Origin of the sequence: Streptomyces shaanxiensis (genome assembly GCF_039537145.1) — a bacterium.
Lineage (GTDB): Bacteria > Actinomycetota > Actinomycetes > Streptomycetales > Streptomycetaceae > Streptomyces > Streptomyces shaanxiensis.
Genome location: NZ_BAAAZY010000001.1, coordinates 101,169 through 120,219, shown reverse-complemented (window position 1 = coordinate 120,219; position 19,051 = coordinate 101,169). Strand labels below are relative to the sequence as shown.

Annotated in this window: 16 protein-coding genes; 14 read left to right on the top strand and 2 right to left on the bottom strand. The window is 70.7% G+C overall.

Translation table 11 applies throughout. The features are described from left to right. The 8 genes from ABD932_RS00510 to ABD932_RS00475 all read left to right on the top strand — a co-directional run bounded on the left by ABD932_RS00510 (position 1) and on the right by ABD932_RS00475 (position 8,887). Positions 1 to 1,116 carry a quinone-dependent dihydroorotate dehydrogenase gene (locus ABD932_RS00510; protein ID WP_345007930.1) on the top strand — a complete coding sequence of 372 codons (1,116 nt, stop codon included), beginning with the start codon at positions 1 to 3 and terminating at the stop codon, positions 1,114 to 1,116. After that, positions 1,113 to 1,958, top strand: coding sequence for an orotidine-5'-phosphate decarboxylase (gene pyrF, locus ABD932_RS00505; RefSeq protein WP_345007928.1), 846 nt, complete (start codon positions 1,113 to 1,115; stop codon positions 1,956 to 1,958). The genes ABD932_RS00510 and pyrF overlap by 4 nt, the downstream gene beginning before the upstream one ends. Positions 1,959 to 2,278: 320 nt before the next feature. Further along, on the top strand, positions 2,279 to 2,602 hold the full coding sequence (locus tag ABD932_RS00500; RefSeq protein WP_003977346.1) for an integration host factor: 324 nt from the start codon (positions 2,279 to 2,281) through the stop codon (positions 2,600 to 2,602). Then, positions 2,599 to 3,219: a guanylate kinase gene (gene gmk, locus ABD932_RS00495; protein ID WP_486389361.1), complete on the top strand. Its 621-nt coding sequence runs from the start codon at positions 2,599 to 2,601 to the stop codon at positions 3,217 to 3,219. Before ABD932_RS00500 ends, gmk begins: the two co-directional genes overlap by 4 nt. 83 nt (positions 3,220 to 3,302) lie before the next feature. Then, on the top strand, positions 3,303 to 3,575 hold the full coding sequence (gene rpoZ, locus ABD932_RS00490; RefSeq protein WP_003988945.1) for a DNA-directed RNA polymerase subunit omega: 273 nt from the start codon (positions 3,303 to 3,305) through the stop codon (positions 3,573 to 3,575). Positions 3,576 to 3,716: 141 nt separating this feature from the next. After that, positions 3,717 to 4,919 carry a bifunctional phosphopantothenoylcysteine decarboxylase/phosphopantothenate--cysteine ligase CoaBC gene (gene coaBC, locus ABD932_RS00485; RefSeq protein WP_345007925.1) on the top strand — a complete coding sequence of 401 codons (1,203 nt, stop codon included), beginning with the start codon at positions 3,717 to 3,719 and terminating at the stop codon, positions 4,917 to 4,919. A 239-nt stretch (positions 4,920 to 5,158) separates the two neighbouring features. Then, the gene (gene metK / locus ABD932_RS00480) at positions 5,159 to 6,367 is read left to right on the top strand and encodes a methionine adenosyltransferase (RefSeq protein WP_345007923.1); all 1,209 of its coding nucleotides are present in this window, start codon (positions 5,159 to 5,161) and stop codon (positions 6,365 to 6,367) included. A gap of 336 nt (positions 6,368 to 6,703) precedes the next feature. Further along, positions 6,704 to 8,887, top strand: coding sequence for a primosomal protein N' (locus ABD932_RS00475; RefSeq protein WP_345007921.1), 2,184 nt, complete (start codon positions 6,704 to 6,706; stop codon positions 8,885 to 8,887). A 134-nt stretch (positions 8,888 to 9,021) separates the two neighbouring features. Here ABD932_RS00475 and ABD932_RS00470 read toward each other — a convergent pair whose 3' ends face one another. After that, positions 9,022 to 9,564, bottom strand: a complete 543-nt coding sequence (locus ABD932_RS00470; RefSeq protein ID WP_126390098.1) for a hypothetical protein — start codon at positions 9,562 to 9,564, stop codon at positions 9,022 to 9,024. A gap of 403 nt (positions 9,565 to 9,967) precedes the next feature. Between ABD932_RS00470 and fmt the strand changes: the two genes are divergently transcribed. Together fmt and ABD932_RS00460 are read left to right on the top strand one after the other, a co-directional pair. After that, positions 9,968 to 10,900: a methionyl-tRNA formyltransferase gene (fmt, locus tag ABD932_RS00465; protein ID WP_345007918.1), complete on the top strand. Its 933-nt coding sequence runs from the start codon at positions 9,968 to 9,970 to the stop codon at positions 10,898 to 10,900. 98 nt (positions 10,901 to 10,998) lie between these two features. Beyond that, the gene (locus ABD932_RS00460) at positions 10,999 to 12,417 is read left to right on the top strand and encodes an RsmB/NOP family class I SAM-dependent RNA methyltransferase (RefSeq protein ID WP_345007916.1); all 1,419 of its coding nucleotides are present in this window, start codon (positions 10,999 to 11,001) and stop codon (positions 12,415 to 12,417) included. Positions 12,418 to 12,583: 166 nt separating this feature from the next. Here ABD932_RS00460 and ABD932_RS00455 read toward each other — a convergent pair whose 3' ends face one another. Beyond that, entirely contained in the window at positions 12,584 to 14,737 is a 2,154-nt protein-coding gene (locus tag ABD932_RS00455; protein WP_345007914.1) for an MMPL family transporter, read from the bottom strand. A 146-nt stretch (positions 14,738 to 14,883) separates the two neighbouring features. On the opposite strand from ABD932_RS00455, the gene rpe reads away from it, so the two are divergent. The 4 genes from rpe to ABD932_RS00435 all read left to right on the top strand — a co-directional run bounded on the left by rpe (position 14,884) and on the right by ABD932_RS00435 (position 18,989). Next, the gene (gene rpe / locus ABD932_RS00450; protein ID WP_345007912.1) at positions 14,884 to 15,570 is read left to right on the top strand and encodes a ribulose-phosphate 3-epimerase; all 687 of its coding nucleotides are present in this window, start codon (positions 14,884 to 14,886) and stop codon (positions 15,568 to 15,570) included. A 78-nt stretch (positions 15,571 to 15,648) separates the two neighbouring features. Next, the gene (locus ABD932_RS00445) at positions 15,649 to 16,692 is read left to right on the top strand and encodes a sugar-binding transcriptional regulator (protein WP_250085479.1); all 1,044 of its coding nucleotides are present in this window, start codon (positions 15,649 to 15,651) and stop codon (positions 16,690 to 16,692) included. A gap of 95 nt (positions 16,693 to 16,787) precedes the next feature. After that, positions 16,788 to 17,093 carry a barstar family protein gene (locus tag ABD932_RS00440; RefSeq protein ID WP_345007908.1) on the top strand — a complete coding sequence of 102 codons (306 nt, stop codon included), beginning with the start codon at positions 16,788 to 16,790 and terminating at the stop codon, positions 17,091 to 17,093. Positions 17,094 to 17,546: 453 nt separating this feature from the next. Further along, positions 17,547 to 18,989, top strand: coding sequence for a GuaB1 family IMP dehydrogenase-related protein (locus ABD932_RS00435; RefSeq protein ID WP_345007906.1), 1,443 nt, complete (start codon positions 17,547 to 17,549; stop codon positions 18,987 to 18,989). Positions 18,990 to 19,051: the final 62 nt, after the last annotated feature.

Sequence of the window (19,051 nt, the reverse complement as noted above, 5' to 3'; positions counted from 1 at the left end):
ATGTACAAGATCTTCTTCAACCTCGTCTTCAAACGAATGGATCCCGAGAAGGCCCACTACCTGGCCTTCCGCTGGATCCGCCTCGCCGTCCGCATCCCCGTGCTGCGCACGTTCGTCGCGGCCGCACTCGCGCCCCGCTACGAGGAACTGCGCACCGAGGCCTTCGGCCTGCGCATGCACGGCCCCTTCGGGCTCGCCGCCGGCTTCGACAAGAACGCGGTCGCGATCGACGGGATGTCGATGCTCGGCTTCGACCACGTCGAGATCGGCACGGTCACCGGGGAGGCCCAGTCCGGCAACCCCAAGAAGCGGTTGTTCCGCCTTGTGAAGGACCGGGCGCTGATCAACCGCATGGGCTTCAACAACGAGGGCTCGCTGGCCGTGGCGGCCCGCCTGGCGTCCCGTGAGCCGGTCTTCCGGACCGTCGTAGGCGTCAACATCGGCAAGACCAAGGTCGTCCCGGAGGAGGAGGCCGCCGGTGACTACGTGAAGTCGACGGAGCGGCTGGCGCCCTACGCCGACTACCTGGTGGTCAACGTCTCCTCACCCAACACGCCCGGCCTGCGCAACCTCCAGGCCACCGAGGCGCTGCGCCCCCTCCTGACGGCCGTCCGCGAGGCCGCCGACCGTACGGTCACCGGCCGTCGCGTCCCGCTCCTCGTGAAGATCGCGCCCGACCTCGCCGACGAGGACGTGGACGCGGTCGCCGACCTGGCCGTGGAGCTGGGCCTGGACGGGATCATCGCCACGAACACGACCATCACGCGCGAGGGTCTCGGTTTGAAATCCGAACCTACCCTGGTCAAGGAGACCGGCGGTCTCTCCGGAGCGCCCCTGAAGGCGCGCTCCCTGGAGGTGCTGAGGCGCCTGTACGCGCGCGTGGGCGACCGGATCACCCTCGTGGGCGTCGGGGGCGTCGAGAACGCCGAGGACGCCTGGCAGCGCATCCTGGCGGGCGCCACGCTGGTCCAGGGATACAGCGCCTTCATCTACGAGGGTCCCTTCTGGGGCCGCGCCATCCACAAGGGCCTCGCCGCACGCCTGCGCACCAGCCCGTACGCCACCCTCGCCGACGCGGTCGGCGCCGACGTCAGGAAGGCAAGGAAGACCGCATGAGTGCTCTGGAACCCTTTGGTACGCGCCTGCGCCGGGCCATGGACGAGCGCGGCCCGCTGTGCGTCGGCATCGACCCGCATGCGTCCCTGCTGGCCGAATGGGGCCTGAACGACGACGTGGCAGGCCTGGAGCGGTTCAGCCGCACGGTCGTCGAGGCGATGGCCGACCGGGTCGCCGTGCTCAAGCCGCAGAGCGCGTTCTTCGAGCGCTTCGGGTCGCGCGGTGTCGCGGTCCTGGAGAGGTCGGTCGCCGAGGCGCGGGCGGCCGGGGCGCTGGTGGTGATGGATGCCAAGCGCGGCGACATCGGCTCGACCATGGCCGCGTACGCGGAGTCCTTCCTCCACAAGGACTCCCCGCTGTTCTCGGACGCGCTGACCGTCTCGCCGTACCTCGGCTACGGCTCGCTGTCCCCGGCCGTCGCGCTGGCCCGGGAGAGCGGCACCGGCCTGTTCGTGCTCGCCCTGACCTCGAACCCGGAGGGCGGCGAGGTCCAGCACGCGGTCCGGATGGACGGCCGTAACGTCGGCGCGACGATGCTGGCGCACCTGGCGGCCGAGAACGTGGGGGAGGAGCCGCTGGGTTCCTTCGGAGCGGTCGTCGGCGCCACGCTCGGCGACCTGTCGACGTACGACCTTGACATCAACGGTCCTCTCCTCGCGCCCGGCATCGGGGCCCAGGGCGCCACGCCATCCGATCTTCGCCGGGTCTTCGGTGCCGCGGTGGGCAATGTCGTGCCGAACGTCAGCCGGGGTGTGCTGCGGCACGGGCCCGACGTCGTCGCGCTGCGTGAGGCCGCGTCACGCTTCGCTGAGGAGATCCGGAAGGCTGTGACGGTCGACTGACCGTCGTCAGGGACGTTCGACCCCTCGCGGGAGACCTCCGATGAGTGACTCGAAGCCGACTTGAGTCTGAATACATCCTCAAATCCGGGGCATTATGTCCTAAATGTCCGGCCTGACGGAGGCTGACCAGGACTTTTCCGCTGTTCTCGCTGACTCTGGCGGACTTGCCCGCTAGTCTCCGACGGGTGGGGGCAGCTCCCGCACCCATTAGGTAGTGGGGGTGAACGGGCAAGCGTGTTGCTCGTAGCTCCCCAGGTGTGGGGCGACTAGGTTCCTCACCGGTCCGTATCCGACAGTTCGACATCCGAGGTGACGTAGGCGTGGCTCTTCCGCCCCTTACCCCTGAACAGCGCGCAGCCGCGCTCGAAAAGGCCGCCGCGGCTCGCCGGGAGCGGGCCGAGGTCAAGAATCGACTCAAGCACTCCGGCGCCTCCCTGCATGAGGTCATCAAGCAGGGCCAGGAGAACGACGTCATCGGAAAGATGAAGGTCTCCGCCCTGCTCGAGTCCCTGCCGGGCGTGGGCAAGGTCCGCGCCAAGCAGATCATGGAGCGACTCGGCATCTCCGAGAGCCGCCGCGTTCGTGGCCTCGGTTCGAATCAGATCGCTTCCCTGGAGCGTGAGTTCGGCAGCACCGGCTCCTGAGTCCGGGTGCTCCGGACCGGGAGTCCCGGGCACTCCGGGATTGCTGGAATAATCGCTGCATGAGTGAACGTCCGCGGCTGACCGTGCTCTCCGGCCCCTCCGGGGTCGGCAAGAGCACGGTCGTCGCCCATATGCGCAAGGAACACCCCGAGGTCTGGCTCTCGGTGTCGGCGACGACCCGCAAGCCCCGCCCCGGCGAGCGGCACGGAGTCCACTACTTCTTCGTCACCGACGAAGAGATGGACAAGCTGATCGCCAACGGCGAGCTGCTGGAGTGGGCCGAGTTCGCCGGCAACCGCTACGGCACTCCGCGTGCAGCCGTGCTGGAGCGGCTGGAGGCGGGTGAGCCCGTCCTGCTGGAGATCGACCTCCAGGGCGCGCGGCAGGTCCGCGAGTCCATGGCGGAGGCTCAACTGGTGTTCCTGGCCCCTCCCTCCTGGGAGGAGCTCGTGCGCAGACTCACCGGACGTGGCACCGAGCCGCCCGAGGTGATCGAACGCCGCCTCGACGCGGCGAAGATCGAGCTGGCGGCCGAGCCGGAGTTCGATGTGACCTTGGTCAACACCTCCGTCGAGGACGTGGCGCGCGAGCTGCTAGCCTTGATGGACGTTGTGTGATCGTGACTGATCGTCCAAGCTTGATCGTTTGGTCGGGCCTGATCAGTCGCACTGAATCTTTCCCATCCATCGGAAGGTAGAGCGTGTCCTCTTCCATCTCCGCGCCCGAGGGCATCATCAACCCGCCGATCGACGAGCTCCTCGAGGCCACCGACTCGAAGTACAGCCTCGTGATCTACGCGGCCAAGCGGGCCCGCCAGATCAACGCGTACTACTCGCAGCTCGGCGAGGGCCTCCTCGAGTACGTCGGTCCTCTCGTCGACACCCACGTCCACGAGAAGCCGCTCTCGATCGCCCTGCGCGAGATCAACGCGGGTCTGCTGACGTCCGAGGCTGTAGAGGGCCCGGCGCAGTAAGTACGATTTACAGCTTGCAGCTGACTTTTCCACAGGCCCGGCAGCGCGACTGCCGGGCCTGTGGTTCTGTCGGGGGTGCGGGGGTCGTCCCCCGCAGTGATGCACTGTGGAGTCGTACGTTGCCGAGTCCGGGGAGAGACGGTGGACAAGCCGAAGGTCGTTCTGGGGGTCAGTGGCGGCATCGCCGCGTACAAGGCCTGTGAGCTGCTGCGCAGACTCACGGAGTCCGGCCATGACGTCCGGGTCGTGCCCACCGCCTCCGCGCTGCACTTCGTCGGCGCCGCCACCTGGTCCGCCCTGTCCGGCCACTCCGTCTCGACGGAGGTCTGGGAGGACGTCCACGAGGTCCCGCACGTCCGCATCGGCCAGCAGGCCGACCTGGTGGTCGTCGCCCCGGCCACGGCCGACATGCTCGCCAAGGCCGCGCACGGCCTCGCCGACGACCTGCTGACCAACACCCTGCTCACCGCACGCTGTCCGGTGGTCTTCGCTCCCGCCATGCACACCGAGATGTGGGAGCACCCGGCCACCCAGGAGAACGTGGCGACGCTGCGCCGACGCGGCGCCGTGGTCATCGAGCCCGCCGTCGGCCGCCTCACCGGCGTGGACACCGGCAAGGGCCGACTGCCCGAGCCGGCCGAGATCTTCGAGGTCTGCCGCCGTGTGCTGGCCCGGGGCGTCACCGAGCCGGACCTCGCGGGCCGGCACGTCGTCGTGAGCGCCGGCGGCACGCGCGAGCCCCTCGACCCGGTCCGCTTCCTCGGCAACCGCTCCTCCGGCAAGCAGGGCTACGCCCTCGCCCGCACCGCCGCCGCCCGGGGCGCCCGTGTCACGCTGATCGCGGCCAACACCGGGCTGCCCGACCCGGCGGGGGTGGACGTCGTGCAGGTCGGCACGGCCGTACAGCTGCGGGAGGCGGTCCTCAAGGCGGCCGCGGACGCCGACGCGGTGGTCATGGCGGCGGCGGTCGCGGACTTCCGCCCGGCGACCTACGCCGCCGGAAAGATCAAGAAGAAAGGCGACCAGGAGCCGGAGCCCGTCGTCCTGGTGCGGAATCCGGACATCCTCGCGGAGATCTCGACCGACCGGGCCCGCGCCGGCCAGCTGATCGTCGGTTTCGCCGCCGAGACGGACGACGTCCTGGCCAACGGCCGCAAGAAGCTGGAGCGCAAGGGATGCGACCTCCTCGTGGTGAACGAGGTGGGCGAGCGCAAGACCTTCGGCTCCGAGGAGAACGAGGCGGTCGTCCTGGGCGCCGACGGCACCGAGACACCCGTACCGTACGGGCCCAAGGAGGCCCTGGCCGAAACCGTATGGGACCTGGTGGCGCGGCGATGGGAGTGAATGTTTGATGCCCCGCGGGCCTCGGTCGAGCCTCGCTCGATTCGGGTGTGGCGACCCTGGCCAAGGGCGCGTGACATTGGGCAGAATGCCCGTGCCGCAGGTCACAGCGCTCCCGAGAGGCGAGACAGGGGGTCCGTGGCCGAGCGCGACAGATAAACTGTCCTCGGACGACGCCGGGCGCAGCCCCCGCCGCGTCCACAAATGATCAGCCAGCAGCCGCTGCAACCCCAGGGAGCGTTGTGTCCCGTCGCCTGTTCACCTCGGAGTCCGTGACCGAAGGTCACCCCGACAAGATCGCTGACCAGATCAGTGACACCATTCTCGACGCGCTTCTGCGCGAGGACCCGACGTCCCGGGTCGCCGTCGAGACCCTGATCACGACCGGCCTGGTGCACGTGGCCGGAGAGGTCACGACCAAGACGTACGCGGACATCGCGACGCTGGTCCGCAACAAGATCCTCGAGATCGGCTACGACTCCTCGAAGAAGGGCTTCGACGGCGCCTCCTGCGGTGTCTCGGTCTCGATCGGCTCGCAGTCGCCGGACATCGCGCAGGGCGTGGACACGGCGTACGAGTCCCGGGTCGAGGGCGACGAGGACGAGCTGGACCGCCAGGGCGCCGGTGACCAGGGCCTGATGTTCGGCTACGCGACGGACGAGACGCCGACGCTGATGCCGCTGCCGATCTTCCTGGCGCACCGCCTGTCCAAGCGCCTGTCCGAGGTCCGCAAGAACGGCACGATCCCGTACCTGCGCCCGGACGGCAAGACGCAGGTCACCATCGAGTACGACGGCGACAAGGCGGTCCGCCTGGACACGGTGGTCGTCTCCTCGCAGCACGCGAGCGACATCGACCTGGACTCGCTCCTCGCCCCCGACATCCGGGAGTTCGTGGTCGAGCCGGAGCTGAAGGCCCTGCTCGACGAGGGCATCAAGCTGGACACCGACGGCTACCGTCTGCTGGTGAACCCGACCGGCCGCTTCGAGATCGGCGGTCCGATGGGTGACGCGGGCCTGACCGGCCGGAAGATCATCATCGACACCTACGGCGGCATGGCCCGGCACGGCGGTGGCGCGTTCTCCGGCAAGGACCCGTCCAAGGTGGACCGTTCGGCGGCGTACGCGATGCGCTGGGTCGCCAAGAACGTCGTCGCGGCGGGCCTGGCCTCGCGCTGCGAGGTTCAGGTGGCGTACGCGATCGGCAAGGCCGAGCCGGTCGGCCTGTTCGTCGAGACCTTCGGCACGGCCAAGGTCGAGACCGAGAAGATCGAGAAGGCCATCGACGAGGTCTTCGACCTCCGCCCGGCCGCGATCATCCGCGCCCTGGACCTGCTGCGCCCGATCTACGCTCAGACGGCGGCCTACGGTCACTTCGGCCGTGAGCTGCCGGAGTTCACGTGGGAGCGGACGGACCGGGTCGAGGAGCTGCGGAAGGCGGCGGGGCTGTAAGGCCCGGCTCGACTGGTTCCTGCACCACTGGTTTGTACGAGGCCCGGCGTCCCCTTGGGGCGCCGGGCCTCGGCGTGCTCCGCCTTGCCGTGGGGGAAATCGGGCGGCGGTCGGGCACGGCGGCTCGTACGCTCTCTTGCGAGGAATCTGACGCCGGGGCGCCCGGTGCGAAGGTGACGGGTACTTCGGGGCTGTAGGCCCCCGCGGGTTCGAATCCCGCCGTCGGCCGGGTGGGTCCGGTGGCGTGGCCGAGTGGTCCAAGGCAGAGTGCGTTCCGTTGCCGTGAGGGAACTCGGGCGCCGCCGGTTGTCAGTGGCGTTTGGTAAGAATGCAAGCGTGAGCAGCGAGAACGGGCAGGCGGGCGGTGGGGCCGAGGGGGCGCCGCCCGAGCAGCTTGCGTTCATCCGGGAGAGCGTGCGCAAGGCCAAGGCGCCCAAGGCCAAGCCGCGGACGTGGCGGGGGGCCGCGCTGGCCAAGGAGCTGCCCGTGGCGCGGGTGCTGGTCGACAAGGGTGTGCTGCACCTTGATCGGTACTTCGACTATGCCGTTCCCGAGGAGTTGGACGCCGACGCGCAGCCGGGTGTGCGGGTGCGGGTGCGGTTCGGGGCCGGGCGGCATCGGGTGCGGGAGGGGCGGCGTGAGGGCGGGGGGCTCATTGACGGGTTCCTTGTCGAGCGGGTCGCGGAGTCCGACTACTCCGGGCCGCTGGCGGCTCTCGCGCAGGTCGTCTCTCCTGAACGGGTGTTGAGCGAGGAGCTGTTGGGGCTGGCCCGGGCCGTCGCCGATCGGTATGCCGGGGGGCTTGCCGATGTGCTGCAGCTGGCCGTGCCGCCGCGCAGCGCTCGGGCTGAACAGCGGCCTTCGCCGGAGCCCCTTCCGGTGCCCGCGGCGCCCGAGGCGGGGTCATGGGGGCGGTATGAGCGGGGGGCCGCCTTTCTGGAGTCGTTGGCTTTGGGGGGTGCTCCGCGCGCGGTGTGGAATGCCCTGCCGGGGCCCGAGTGGAGTGAGGAGCTGGCTCGGGCCGTCGTCGCGACGTTGGCCTCCGGGCGTGGGGCACTCGTCGTGCTGCCGGACGGGAGGGCTGTCGCGCGGGTCGACGCCGCCCTGACCTCGCTCATGGGGGAGGGACGGCATGCGGTGCTGACCGCGGATGCCGGGCCCGAGAAGCGGTATCGGGAGTGGCTCGCGGTGCGGCGGGGCAGTGTGCGGGCCGTCGTGGGGACGCGGGCCGCCATGTTCGCTCCCGTGCAGGATCTTGGGCTGGTCGCCCTCTGGGACGACGGCGACGACAGCCACAGCGAGCTGCATGCTCCGCAGCCCCATGCGCGTGAGGTGCTGCTGCTGCGGGCCGCGCAGGACAAGTGCGGCTTTCTGCTGGGGAGTTGGAGCTGCACCGTCGAAGCCGCCCAGCTCGTGGAGAGTGGTTGGGCCCGGCCGTTGGTCGCCGGGCGGGAGCAGGTGCGGGGCGCGGCTCCGCTCGTACGGACCGTGGGGGACGGGGATCTCGCGCGGGACGAGGCCGCTCGGGCCGCTCGGTTGCCCACTCTTGCCTGGCAGGCGGTGCGGGAAGGGCTGCGGCACGGGCCGGTGCTCGTGCAGGTGCCCCGGCGTGGATATGTGCCGCGGATGGCCTGCGCCAACTGCCGGGCGCCCGCTCGGTGCCGGCACTGCTCCGGGCCCCTGGAGGCGCAGGGCTCCGGGGCCGATCTGCGGTGCGGGTGGTGCGGGCGTGACGAGGGTGCCTGGCACTGTCCGGAGTGCGGTGGGTTCCGGCTGCGGGCTCAGGTGGTGGGGGCGCGGCGGACCGCCGAGGAGTTGGGGCGGGCCTTTCCCGCCGTTCCGGTGCGGACGTCGGGGCGTGAGCATGTGCTGGACACCGTGCCGGGCACGCCCTCACTGGTCGTGAGTACGCCTGGGGCCGAGCCCGTCGCCGAGGGCGGGTATGCGGCGGCGCTGCTGCTGGACGGCTGGGCGATGCTCGGGCGGCCCGATCTGCGGGCGGGAGAGGACGCGTTGCGACGGTGGATCGCGGCCGCGTCGCTGGTACGGCCGCAGCGGGGCGGGGGGACGGTGGTGGTTGTCGCCGAGCCCACCTTGCGGCCCGTGCAGGCGCTGGTGCGGTGGGATCCGGTCGGGCATGCGGTGCGGGAACTGGCCGAGCGGGCCGAGCTCGGTTTTCCGCCGGTGTCCCGGATGGCGTCCGTGGCCGGGCCGGGGGAGGCGGTCGCCGAGTTTCTCCGTGCGGTCGAACTGCCTCCGGAAGCACAGGTGTTGGGGCCGGTTCCGGTACCTGTGACGGCGGTGGGGCGGCCGCGGCGCGTGGGGGCGCCGCCGCCCGGGGAGCACTGGGAGCGGGCGTTGATCCGGGTGCCGCCGGGGCGGGGGGCCGCTTTGGCGGCTGCCTTGAAGGCTGCGCAGGCGGCGCGGATGGCTCGGGGGAGTGGGAGTGGGAGTGGTGCCGGGGGCGGGGGTGGTGAGGCCGTGGTGCGGGTGCGGATGGATCCGCCTGATATCGGGTGACGTTGGTGCTTGGTGCTTGGTGCTTGGTGCTTGGTGCTTGGTGCTGGTGCCTGGTGCTCGCGCGTGTGGCTCTTCTGGCATGGCATGGCTCTGCCCTCCCGGGTGCGCTCCAGGAGGGCAGAGTTAGGGGGGTGTCAGCCGTTGCGAGGGCCTGGGAAGGCTGTGGGCCTGGCCTCGTCGCGGAGGCCGGGGCTGCCTGCCGTCGGCTGCGTCGGCATGGAGCGGGCCGCGGGGACCGTCGGCACCGGGGGGAGTGCGGTGGTGACGTTGACCGTACGGGTTCCCGAGGGCTCGGTCGTGCGCTCGGCCTCGGCTGCCGCCTGGGTGGCGGCGCGGCGGGCGCCGTAGCGGCGGTGCACCGCCTGTTTGGTGACGCCGAGGGCGGAACCCACCGCGTCCCAGGAGAAGCCGAGCGAGCGGTCGAAGTCCACGGCTGCCGTGACCAGGGTCTCGACACTGTCCCGCAGCTCCTGGGCGAGACGGACCGTCGGGGCGGGGGCGCGTCCGTAGACGACGAAGCCCGTGGAGGGACCGGAGCGGCGCGGGCGGTAGACGTTGCCCAGTTGCGCGGTGAGCGTGCGCAGTGCGTCCACCTGCCGGCGGACCCGCTCGATGTCCCGCACCAGCAAGTGCAGGCTGGCCCGAGCCTGGGCGTCGTGGGTTGCGTGGTCGGCCATGAACAAGCCTCTCGAACCGGCGTTGAAGGAGTGGGCCGTGGATACGGATGCGGCGCATGCGGCCCGTTGTGGTCAACTCTTTCTTGACCAACGCGGGAGCGCTCCGCGGGTCACGGTGTGGGGGCGTGTGGGCATATGCCTACGCCCCTGCGCGGGGGTTGTGCGCCTCGGCCTTCGGTCTTGGATGCTTGGCCGCCCGCGCACCACCCGATTCCGGTCGGCCAGGAGGCTGGACCATCCTGTCGCGATTGTTCGCCGTCGGCGGCTTTCCGCTTGCGGGTGAGGCCGTAGGCGTTCTGCGGTCCGGTCGTCCTTGGTGCCGCCGACGTGAGGCCTTGTGGCGTGCACCCATAGACTTGTGCGTTGCCCATGCCAACCCCGCCCGAGAGGCCCGTGCCCACCCATGAAGCTTGTCTTCGCCGGTACCCCCGAGGTCGCCGTTCCCGCTCTGGACGCTCTGATCGCCTCCGGGCGGCACGAGGTGGCCGCCGTCGTCACGCGGCCCGACGCGCCGGCCGGGCGTGGGCGCAGGCTGGTGGCGAGCCCGGTGGCCGAGCGGGCCGAGGAGGCCGGGATCGAGGTGCTCAAGCCGGCCAGGCCGCGCGACCCCGAGTTCCTCGAGCGGCTCAGGGAGATCGCGCCCGACTGCTGTCCCGTCGTCGCCTATGGCGCCCTGCTGCCCCGCGTCGCCCTCGACATCCCGGCCCACGGCTGGGTCAACCTGCACTTCTCGCTGCTGCCCGCCTGGCGTGGGGCTGCGCCCGTGCAGCACGCCATCATGGCCGGTGACGAGATCACCGGGGCCTCCACCTTCCTCATCGAGGAAGGGCTCGACTCCGGGCCCGTCTACGGCACCGTCACCGAGGAGGTCCGGGCCACCGACACCAGCGGTGACCTGCTGACCCGGCTCGCCTTCGCGGGTGCCGGGCTGCTGGCCGCGACCATGGACGGGATCGAGGACGGCACGCTGAAGGCCGTACCGCAGCCGTCCGAAGGGATCACCCTCGCTCCCAAGGTCAACGTCGAGGACGCCCACATCGACTGGAGCGCGCCCTCCCTGCGTGTCGACCGCGTCGTGCGCGGGTGCACTCCCGCGCCGGGTGCCTGGACCGTCTTCCGTGGCGAGCGGCTCAAGCTCATCCACGTGCAGCCGGTGCCCGGGCGGGACGATCTCGCGCCCGGTGCGCTCTCTGTCGGGAAGAACAACGTGTACGTCGGGACCGGGTCGTACGCCGTCGAGTTGCTGTGGGTGCAGGCTCAGGGCAAGAAGCCGATGCGGGCGGCCGACTGGGCTCGTGGGGTCAGGATCGGCGACGGGGAGATCCTCGGGGTCTGACGGGGCCGGCGCCGGTGCCGGTGACCGTCCTGCGCGCCGGTGCCTGGTGCGACGTACGCTGTGTGCGTATCTCATCCAGCAATCCGGAGCACCTTTTCGTGAGCGACACCTCCCGTCGGCCCAGTAAACCCGGCAAGCCCTACCGACGGCCCAAGAAGGACCCCGTCCGCATGCTCGCCTTCGAGGCGCTGCGCGCCGTGGACGAGCGGGACGCGTACGCCAACCTCGTTCTGCCTCCGCTGCTGCGGAAGGCGCGGGACAAGGGCGACTTCGACGGGCGGGACGCCGCGCTCGCGACCGAGCTGGTGTACGGGACGCTGCGGCGGCAGGGGACGTACGACGCCGTCATCTCCGCCTGTGTGGACCGGCCGTTGCGTGAGGTCGATCCGCCGGTGCTCGATGTGCTCAGCCTCGGTGTGCATCAGCTGCTCGGGACGCGGATTCCGTCGCATGCCGCCGTGTCCGCGTCCGTGGAGCTTGCCCGGGTCGTGCTCGGTGACGGGCGGGCGAAGTTCGTCAACGCCGTGCTGCGGAAGGTCGCGCAGGACGATCTCGACGGGTGGATCCAGCGGGTCGCGCCGCCGTACGACGAGGATCCCGAGGAGCATCTCGCCGTGGTGCACTCGCATCCGAGGTGGGTCGTCTCGGCGCTGTGGGACTCGCTCGGTGGGGGTCGGGCCGGGATCGAGCGGTTGTTGGAGGCCGACAACGAGCGGCCCGAGGTGACGCTGGTCGCGCGGCCGGGGCGGGCCACGACCGAGGAACTGCTCGGGGAGGAGGCCGCCGTGCCGGGGCGTTGGTCGCCCTATGCCGTGCGGCTCGCCGAGGGTGGGGAACCGGGGGCCATCGAGGCCGTGCGGGAAGGGCGTGCGGGGGTGCAGGACGAGGGGAGTCAGCTCGTTGCCCTCGCCCTTGCCCATGCTCCGCTGGACGGGCCCGACGAGAGGTGGCTCGACGGGTGTGCCGGGCCCGGGGGCAAGGCGGCGTTGCTCGGGGCGCTGGCCGCGGAGCGGGGGGCCGTGTTGGTCGCCTCCGAGAAGCAGCCGCATCGGGCGGGGCTTGTGGCCAAGGCGTTGGCGGGGAATCCGGGGCCGTATCAGGTCATCGCCGCCGATGGGACGCGGCCGGCGTGGCGGGCCGGGAGCTTTGACCGGGTGCTGGTGGATGTTCCGTGTACCGGGTTGGGGGCGTTGCGGCGGCGGCCCGAGGCTCGGTGGCGGCGTCGGCCGGAGGATCTGGAGGGGTTTGCGCCGCTGCAGCGGGAGTTGTTGCGGGCGGCTCTGGATTCTGTGCGGGTGGGTGGGGTGGTCGGGTACGCCACGTGCTCGCCGCATCTTGCTGAGACGCGGGTGGTTGTCGAGGACGTGTTGAAGCAGCGGGGTGGTGGGGAGCTGATGGACGCCCGGGGGTTGTTGCCTGGGGTGCCGGAGTTGGGGGAGGGGCCTGATGTGCAGTTGTGGCCTCATCTGCATGGGACGGATGCGATGTATTTGGCGTTGATTCGGCGGGTTGGCTGAGGGCTGTTCTCGCCCCCGCCGCCCCTACCCGTCCCATCCCCAGGGGCGCTGCCCCTTCGACCCCGCCAGGGGCTCCGCCCCTGGACCCCGCTGGGGCTGCCGCCCCAGACCTCGCTTCGGGCTGGGATGTGGGGTCGGCCCGGTGAGTGAGCGCGTCCGGGGCCGGTCACGTGCCCGGCTGACCGGCCCTCTCCTCCCCCTCCCGTGCCAGCCCGCTCGGCCACCACACCTTCGGCCCCACGTCCAGGAACAGCGCCGTCACCAGCACCGAGCGGACGATGAACGTGTCCAGGAGTACCCCCAGCGCGACCGCGAAGCCGATTTCGGCGAAGGCGACCATGGGGAGGGTGCCGAGGGCGGCGAAGGTGCCGGCCAGGACCAGGCCGGCCGAGGTGATGACCGCGCCGGTGGCGGCGAGGCCGGTGACCACGCCGGGGCGGGTGCCCTGGTGGGCTGCCTCCTCGCGGATGCGGGTCGTGAGGAAGATGTTGTAGTCGATGCCGAGTGCCACCAGGAAGACGAAGACGAACAGCGGGAAGTCGGTCGTCTCGCCCGCGTAGTCGAAGAGGTGGCGGAAGGCCAGCGCGCTGATGCCCAGGGCGGCCGCGAAGGACAGGATCACCGTGCCGATGAGGAGGAGCGGGGCGATCAGTGCGCGCAGCAGCGCGCAGAGGATCAGGAGGACGACCAGCAGGACCAGCGGGATGATCAGGATGTTGTCGTGCGTCGTTGCCCTGTCCATGTCCAACAGGGCTGCTGTACCGCCGCCCACCTGCGCGTCGGCGTCCGGCACCGTGTGCACCGCGTCACGTACGCGTTCGACCGTCTGCTTCGCGGCCTCGCTGTCGGCGGGATCGGTCATCGTGGCCTCGAAGAGCACCTTGCCCTCGTACGACGGCTTCGTGCCCGGCGGAAGGCCGAGTGACTCGGGGACCACGCCTCGCGTCTCGGCCACCGCGCGGCCCACCTGTTCGGCCTGTGCCCGGTTGCTGACGATGACCAGTGGGTCGCCGCTGCCGGCCGGGAAGTAGCGCTCGGAGACCTCCTGGCCGGTGATCGAGCCCGGCTTGTCGGTGAACGCGTCGGCGTTGCTCAGGCCCTCCGCGCGCAGTTGGATCAGGCCGAGGGAGCAGACCGCGAGGGCGATGGCCGTGACGGTCCAGACCATGCGGGGGCGGTGCGAGATACGGCGGCCCATGCGCGCCCACATGCCTCGCTTCTCCGGGTTCTCCGTGCCCAGATGCGGGATCGCCGGCCAGAAGATCCAGCGGCCGAAGATCACGAGGAGGGCCGGGAAGAGCGTGAGCATCGCGATCAGGCCCACCGCCACGCCGATCGCGGCGACCGGGCCGAGGCCGCTCGTCGAGTTCATCTCCGCCGCGAGCAGCACCAGCATGCTGAGGACGACCGTCGCGCCGGAGGCGAGCACCGCCGGGCCCGCGCGGTGCAGGGCCAGGGCCATCGCCTCGTGGCGGTCCTCGTGGCGGCGCAGTTCCTCCCGGTAGCGGGCGACGAGGAGGAGTGCGTAGTCGGTGCCCGCGCCGAAGACCAGGACCGTGAGGATGCCCGCGCTCTGGCCGTTCACCGTCAGGCCCGCGTGTTCCGCCAGGAGGTAGATGAAGGCCTGCGCGGTGAACAGGGCGGCGATCACCGACAGGAGGGGGACCAGGAGCAGGGTCGGGCTGCGGAAGGTCAGCAGGAGCATCACGATGACCACCGCCATCGCCGAGAGCAGGAGTGTGGAGTCGATGCCCTCGAACGCTTCCGAGAAGTCCGCGGACGTGCCGCCGGGGCCCGTGATGTGCACGGCCAGGCCGCCACCGCCCTCGCCGACGTCATCCTGGATGGAGTCGACCGCGGGCGCGATGCGCTCCCAGCCCTTCTCGTCCATCGTGATCGGGACCTGGACCTGGGCCGCGCGCGGGTCCACCTCGCGGTCGAAGACCGGGCCCCGTGTCTCGGCGCCCCGGATGCCGTGGTCGGTCAGCTGCTTGAGCTGAGCCACGTCCTCGGTGATCGCCGCCCGGTCCTGTGCCGTCAGGCCGCCGTCACGGGCGTAGATGACGACCGCGGGGATCTGCTCCGGCCTGAAGTTCTCGGAGACCTCCAGGACTTGGGTGGATTCGGCGGAGCCGGGCAGCCAGGAGGCCGCGTCGTTGTCCTGGGCGTCGGTCAGCTTCTGGGCGAACGGTGCCGTCAGGAACAGCACCACCAGCCACAGGACGAGCACCACCCACTTGGCGCGTCGCCCGCAGACCAGGTGCGCGATGCCCTGCTGTCCCGGCCGCGTCTGCTGCCTCTTCTCCTGGATCTTCGTCATGGCCACCCCCGCAGCCGCACAACGATCCGGCCAACCGTCCGGTTGGCCGCCCAGCATGGCACGCGTGAACCGAACACAACATCCGATGAACGTCTCAGGTCTGTACCGGCGCGAACATTCGTGCCGGGACATGGCAGTCTTGGGTCATGGCCGCGCAGATCAACCCCAGCATCCTGTCCGCCGACTTCGCCCGCCTCGCGGACGAGGCCAAGGCGGTCGAGGGAGCCGACTGGCTCCACGTCGACGTCATGGACAACCATTTCGTCCCGAACCTCACGCTCGGCGTGCCGGTCGTAGAGTCTCTGGCCCGTGCGACGGACACCCCGCTGGACTGCCATCTGATGATCGAGGCCCCCGATCGGTGGGCGCCCCAGTACGTGGAAGCGGGGGCCTCCTCCGTCACCTTCCATGTCGAGGCCGCCGCGGCCCCGGTGCGGCTGGCCCGGGAGATCAGGGCCAAGGGCGCCCGCGCCTCCATGGCGCTCAAGCCCGCGACCCCCATCGAGCCGTACGAGGATCTCCTTCCCGAACTCGACATGCTGCTGATCATGACGGTCGAGCCGGGCTTCGGTGGTCAGGCGTTTCTCGACATCATGCTTCCGAAGATTCGCCGCACCCGCGAGTTGATCAGCAAGCACGGTCTTGAGTTGTGGCTCCAGGTCGATGGTGGTGTGGCCGCCTCGACCATCGAGCGATGTGCCGAGGCGGGCGCCGATGTCTTCGTCGCCGGTTCGGCGGTGTACGGGGCCGAGGACCCGGCCGAAGCGGTCCGTGCGCTGCGTGCTCAGGCAGAGGCGGTCACCAGGACCGCCGCCTGGGCATGCGACCACTGAGCCAAGGGAACGTGAACGGCGCCCATCAGGGCGGATCAAGAGCGCCGGATCTGCAAGGATGAACGGCGAATCCAGAGTGTGAACAGCAGTGAGGAGATCGCCGTGTCGGGTATGTCGGCTGGCCGGTCAGCCATGCGGATGGGACCCGCTGAGCTGGTGCAGGCGGCGGCCATGGCCCGCCGCTTCTACCTCGAGGGCAAGTCCAAGATCCAGATCGCGGAGGAGTTCGGCGTCAGCCGCTTCAAGGTGGCCCGGGTCCTGGAGACCGCTCTCGAACGGGATCTGGTGCGCATCGAGATCCGTGTGCCGGCCGAGCTGGACGCGGAGCGCTCGGACGCGCTGCGCGCCCGCTACGGCCTCAGGCACGCGGTCGTGGTCGAGTCCCCGGCCGAGGCCGAGGAGACGCCCGACCCCGAGAACCTGGGAGAAGTGGCCGCCGACCTGCTCGGCGAGCTGGTGAACGAGGGGGATGTGCTGGGACTGGCGTGGGGCCGGTCCACCATCCACATGGCGGCCGCCCTGGACCGGCTGCCGCCGTGCACCGTGGTGCAGCTGACGGGCGTGTACGACGCCGGGACCGCCGAGCGCGGTTCGGTGGAGGCCGTGCGCCGGGCCGCGCAGGTCTCCGGCGGCGACGCGCACCCCATCTACGCGCCGATGCTGCTGCCGGACGCGGCCACCGCGGCGGCGTTGCGTCACCAGACCGGGATCGCCCGGGCCTTCGAGTACTTCGACAAGGTCACGGTCGCCTGTGTCTCCATCGGCTCCTGGGAGCCGGGCATCTCGACGGTGCACGACATGCTCAGCGACGAGGAGCGCGCCCACTACGCCTCGCTCGGCGTCGCCGCCGAGATGTCCGCGCACCTCTTCGACGGGGAGGGGCGCCGGGTCGGGCGGGACCTGGGGGAGCGGTGCATCACGGTCAAGGCCGACCAGCTCCGCCGTATCCCGGAGGTCGTCGCGATCGCGGGCGGGGCGCGCAAGGCGGCCGCCATCGACGCGGTGCTGCGCTCGGGGCTCGTCACCAGCCTGGTGACGGACACCTCGGCGGCGGACGTGCTGATGACGGCGGGGCCGACGCCGAAGCCGGCGCTCAACAGGGCTGATCCGGACGGACACTGACGGAGTGTCAGGAGGGGGTGGCCGGAGCGGCCGCCCTCTCATTCGTCGAACGGCCATCAAGACCGAACGGCCACTACTACCTGGGCGGTACTGAGATGACGGACCTCGTGGTCACGCTGGACCTCGACGGGGTCACCGACAAGGCCGGCCTGATGGACCGCTGCGCCGGTGCCCTGCGGCTGCCCGACTGGTTCGGCCGCAACTGGGACGCGCTGGCCGACTCCCTCTCCGACCACTCGGTCTGGCCGGAGGGTGCCGTCGAGCGGGGGCTGCTGGTCGTCGTACGGAACTGGCAGCCGTACGCGAAGACCAGGCCCGAGGAGTGGGCGGTCGCGCAGGACGTTTTCGGTGACGCGGTCGCCCGTACGTCCTCGCTCACCGTGGCGCTCGCCCTTGGGTGACGCCTTGCGCGTGGGCTGACGGAATAGCAACTCCCGTTACCGGATGGGTTCGTGCCGGGGGCTGTTGTGCTCCCTCGGCGCCGACTGGATCCGGCGGTACTGGTCGCTGACGCACGGCAAGCGGCTGGTGGCCGAGGGACGACCGCTGCCCCGTTTCCTGGAGGCCGCCGAAGCGGTCGCCGGTACGCGCAGGGCGTGGGAGGGGCAGCCGACGGATCGTCCGGGGACCTGGAGCGGGCCTACAGCGTCGTAGTCCTGGAGGGCCCGGCGGAGCGCGCCGCCCTCGCGCAGGACTGACACCGGCCTTGGAGGTTCCTCCTAAGGGGCCTCTGACCTGCTTGGATGATGTGACCATGCATCCCATTCCGGTCAGCATGGGACAATGAAGTACGTGCTCCTCCCCCTGGCTGACCTGTCCGGGGGCCACCTCTGATCGACTGGGATGTGCAGCACGTGCGTTTCCTCAATGACATCCAGCCCGCGTACGACCTGACGTACGACGACGTCTTCATGGTCCCGAGCCGCAGCGCGGTCGGCTCGCGGCAGGGCGTGGACCTCAGCTCCCCGGACGGCACGGGCACCACGATCCCGCTGGTCGTCGCCAACATGACCGCCATCGCCGGCCGCCGTATGGCCGAGACGATGGCCCGGCGCGGCGGCCTGGTGGTCATCCCGCAGGACATCCCGATCGACGTGGTCACGGACGTCGTCTCCTGGGTGAAGAGCCGCCACCACGTCCTCGACACCCCGATCGTGCTGGCCCCGCACCAGACCGTCGCCGACGCGCTGGCCCTGCTGCCCAAGCGCGCGCACAACGCCGGTGTGGTCGTCGACGACGACTTCAAGCCGATCGGCGTGGTCACCGACTCCGACCTGTCCGGCGTGGACCGCTTCACCCAGCTCGAAGTGGTCATGTCCCGGGACCTGCTGCTCCTCGACGCGGACCAGGACCCGCGCGAGGCCTTCAACACCCTCGACCACCACAACCGGCGCTACGCCCCCGCCGTCGACGCCGACGGCCGCCTCGCCGGCATCCTCACCCGCAAGGGCGCCCTGCGCGCCACGCTGTACACGCCGGCCGTCGACGCGAACGGCAAGCTGCGCATAGCGGCCGCCGTCGGCATCAACGGCGACGTGGCGGGCAAGGCCAAGCAGCTGCTCGACGCGGGCGTCGACACGCTGGTCATCGACACGGCGCACGGCCACCAGGAGTCGATGATCGCCGCGATCAGGACCGTGCGCGCGCTCGACCCGCAGGTGCCGATCGTCGCGGGCAACATCGTCGCCGCTGAGGGTGTGCGGGATCTGATCGAGGCGGGCGCCGACATCATCAAGGTCGGTGTCGGCCCGGGCGCCATGTGCACCACCCGCATGATGACCGGCGTCGGCCGGCCGCAGTTCTCGGCGGTGCTGGAGTGCGCCGCCGAGGCGAAGAAGTACGGCAAGCACGTGTGGGCCGACGGTGGTGTCCGCCACCCGCGCGATGTCGCCATGGCGCTGGCCGCCGGTGCCTCCAACGTGATGGTCGGGTCCTGGTTCGCGGGCACGTACGAGTCGCCGGGCGACCTCCAGCACGACGCCCAGGGACGCGCGTACAAGGAGTCCTTCGGCATGGCGTCCGCGCGGGCCGTGGCCAACCGTACGTCCGAGGAGTCGGCCTACGACCGCGCCCGCAAGGCCCTGTTCGAGGAGGGCATCTCCACCTCCCGCATGTTCCTCGACCCGGCCCGCCCGGGTGTGGAGGACCTGATCGACTCGATCATCGCGGGCGTGCGGTCGTCCTGCACCTACGCGGGCGCCGGCTCCCTGGAGGAGTTCGCCGAGAAGGCCGTCGTCGGCATCCAGAGCGCGGCCGGTTACGCGGAGGGCAAGCCGCTGCACGCCAGCTGGAGCTGACGCCAACTCCCTTGCCTACGGCCCCCGTTGTCCCGACTGCCGGGAAAATCGGGGGCCGTTTC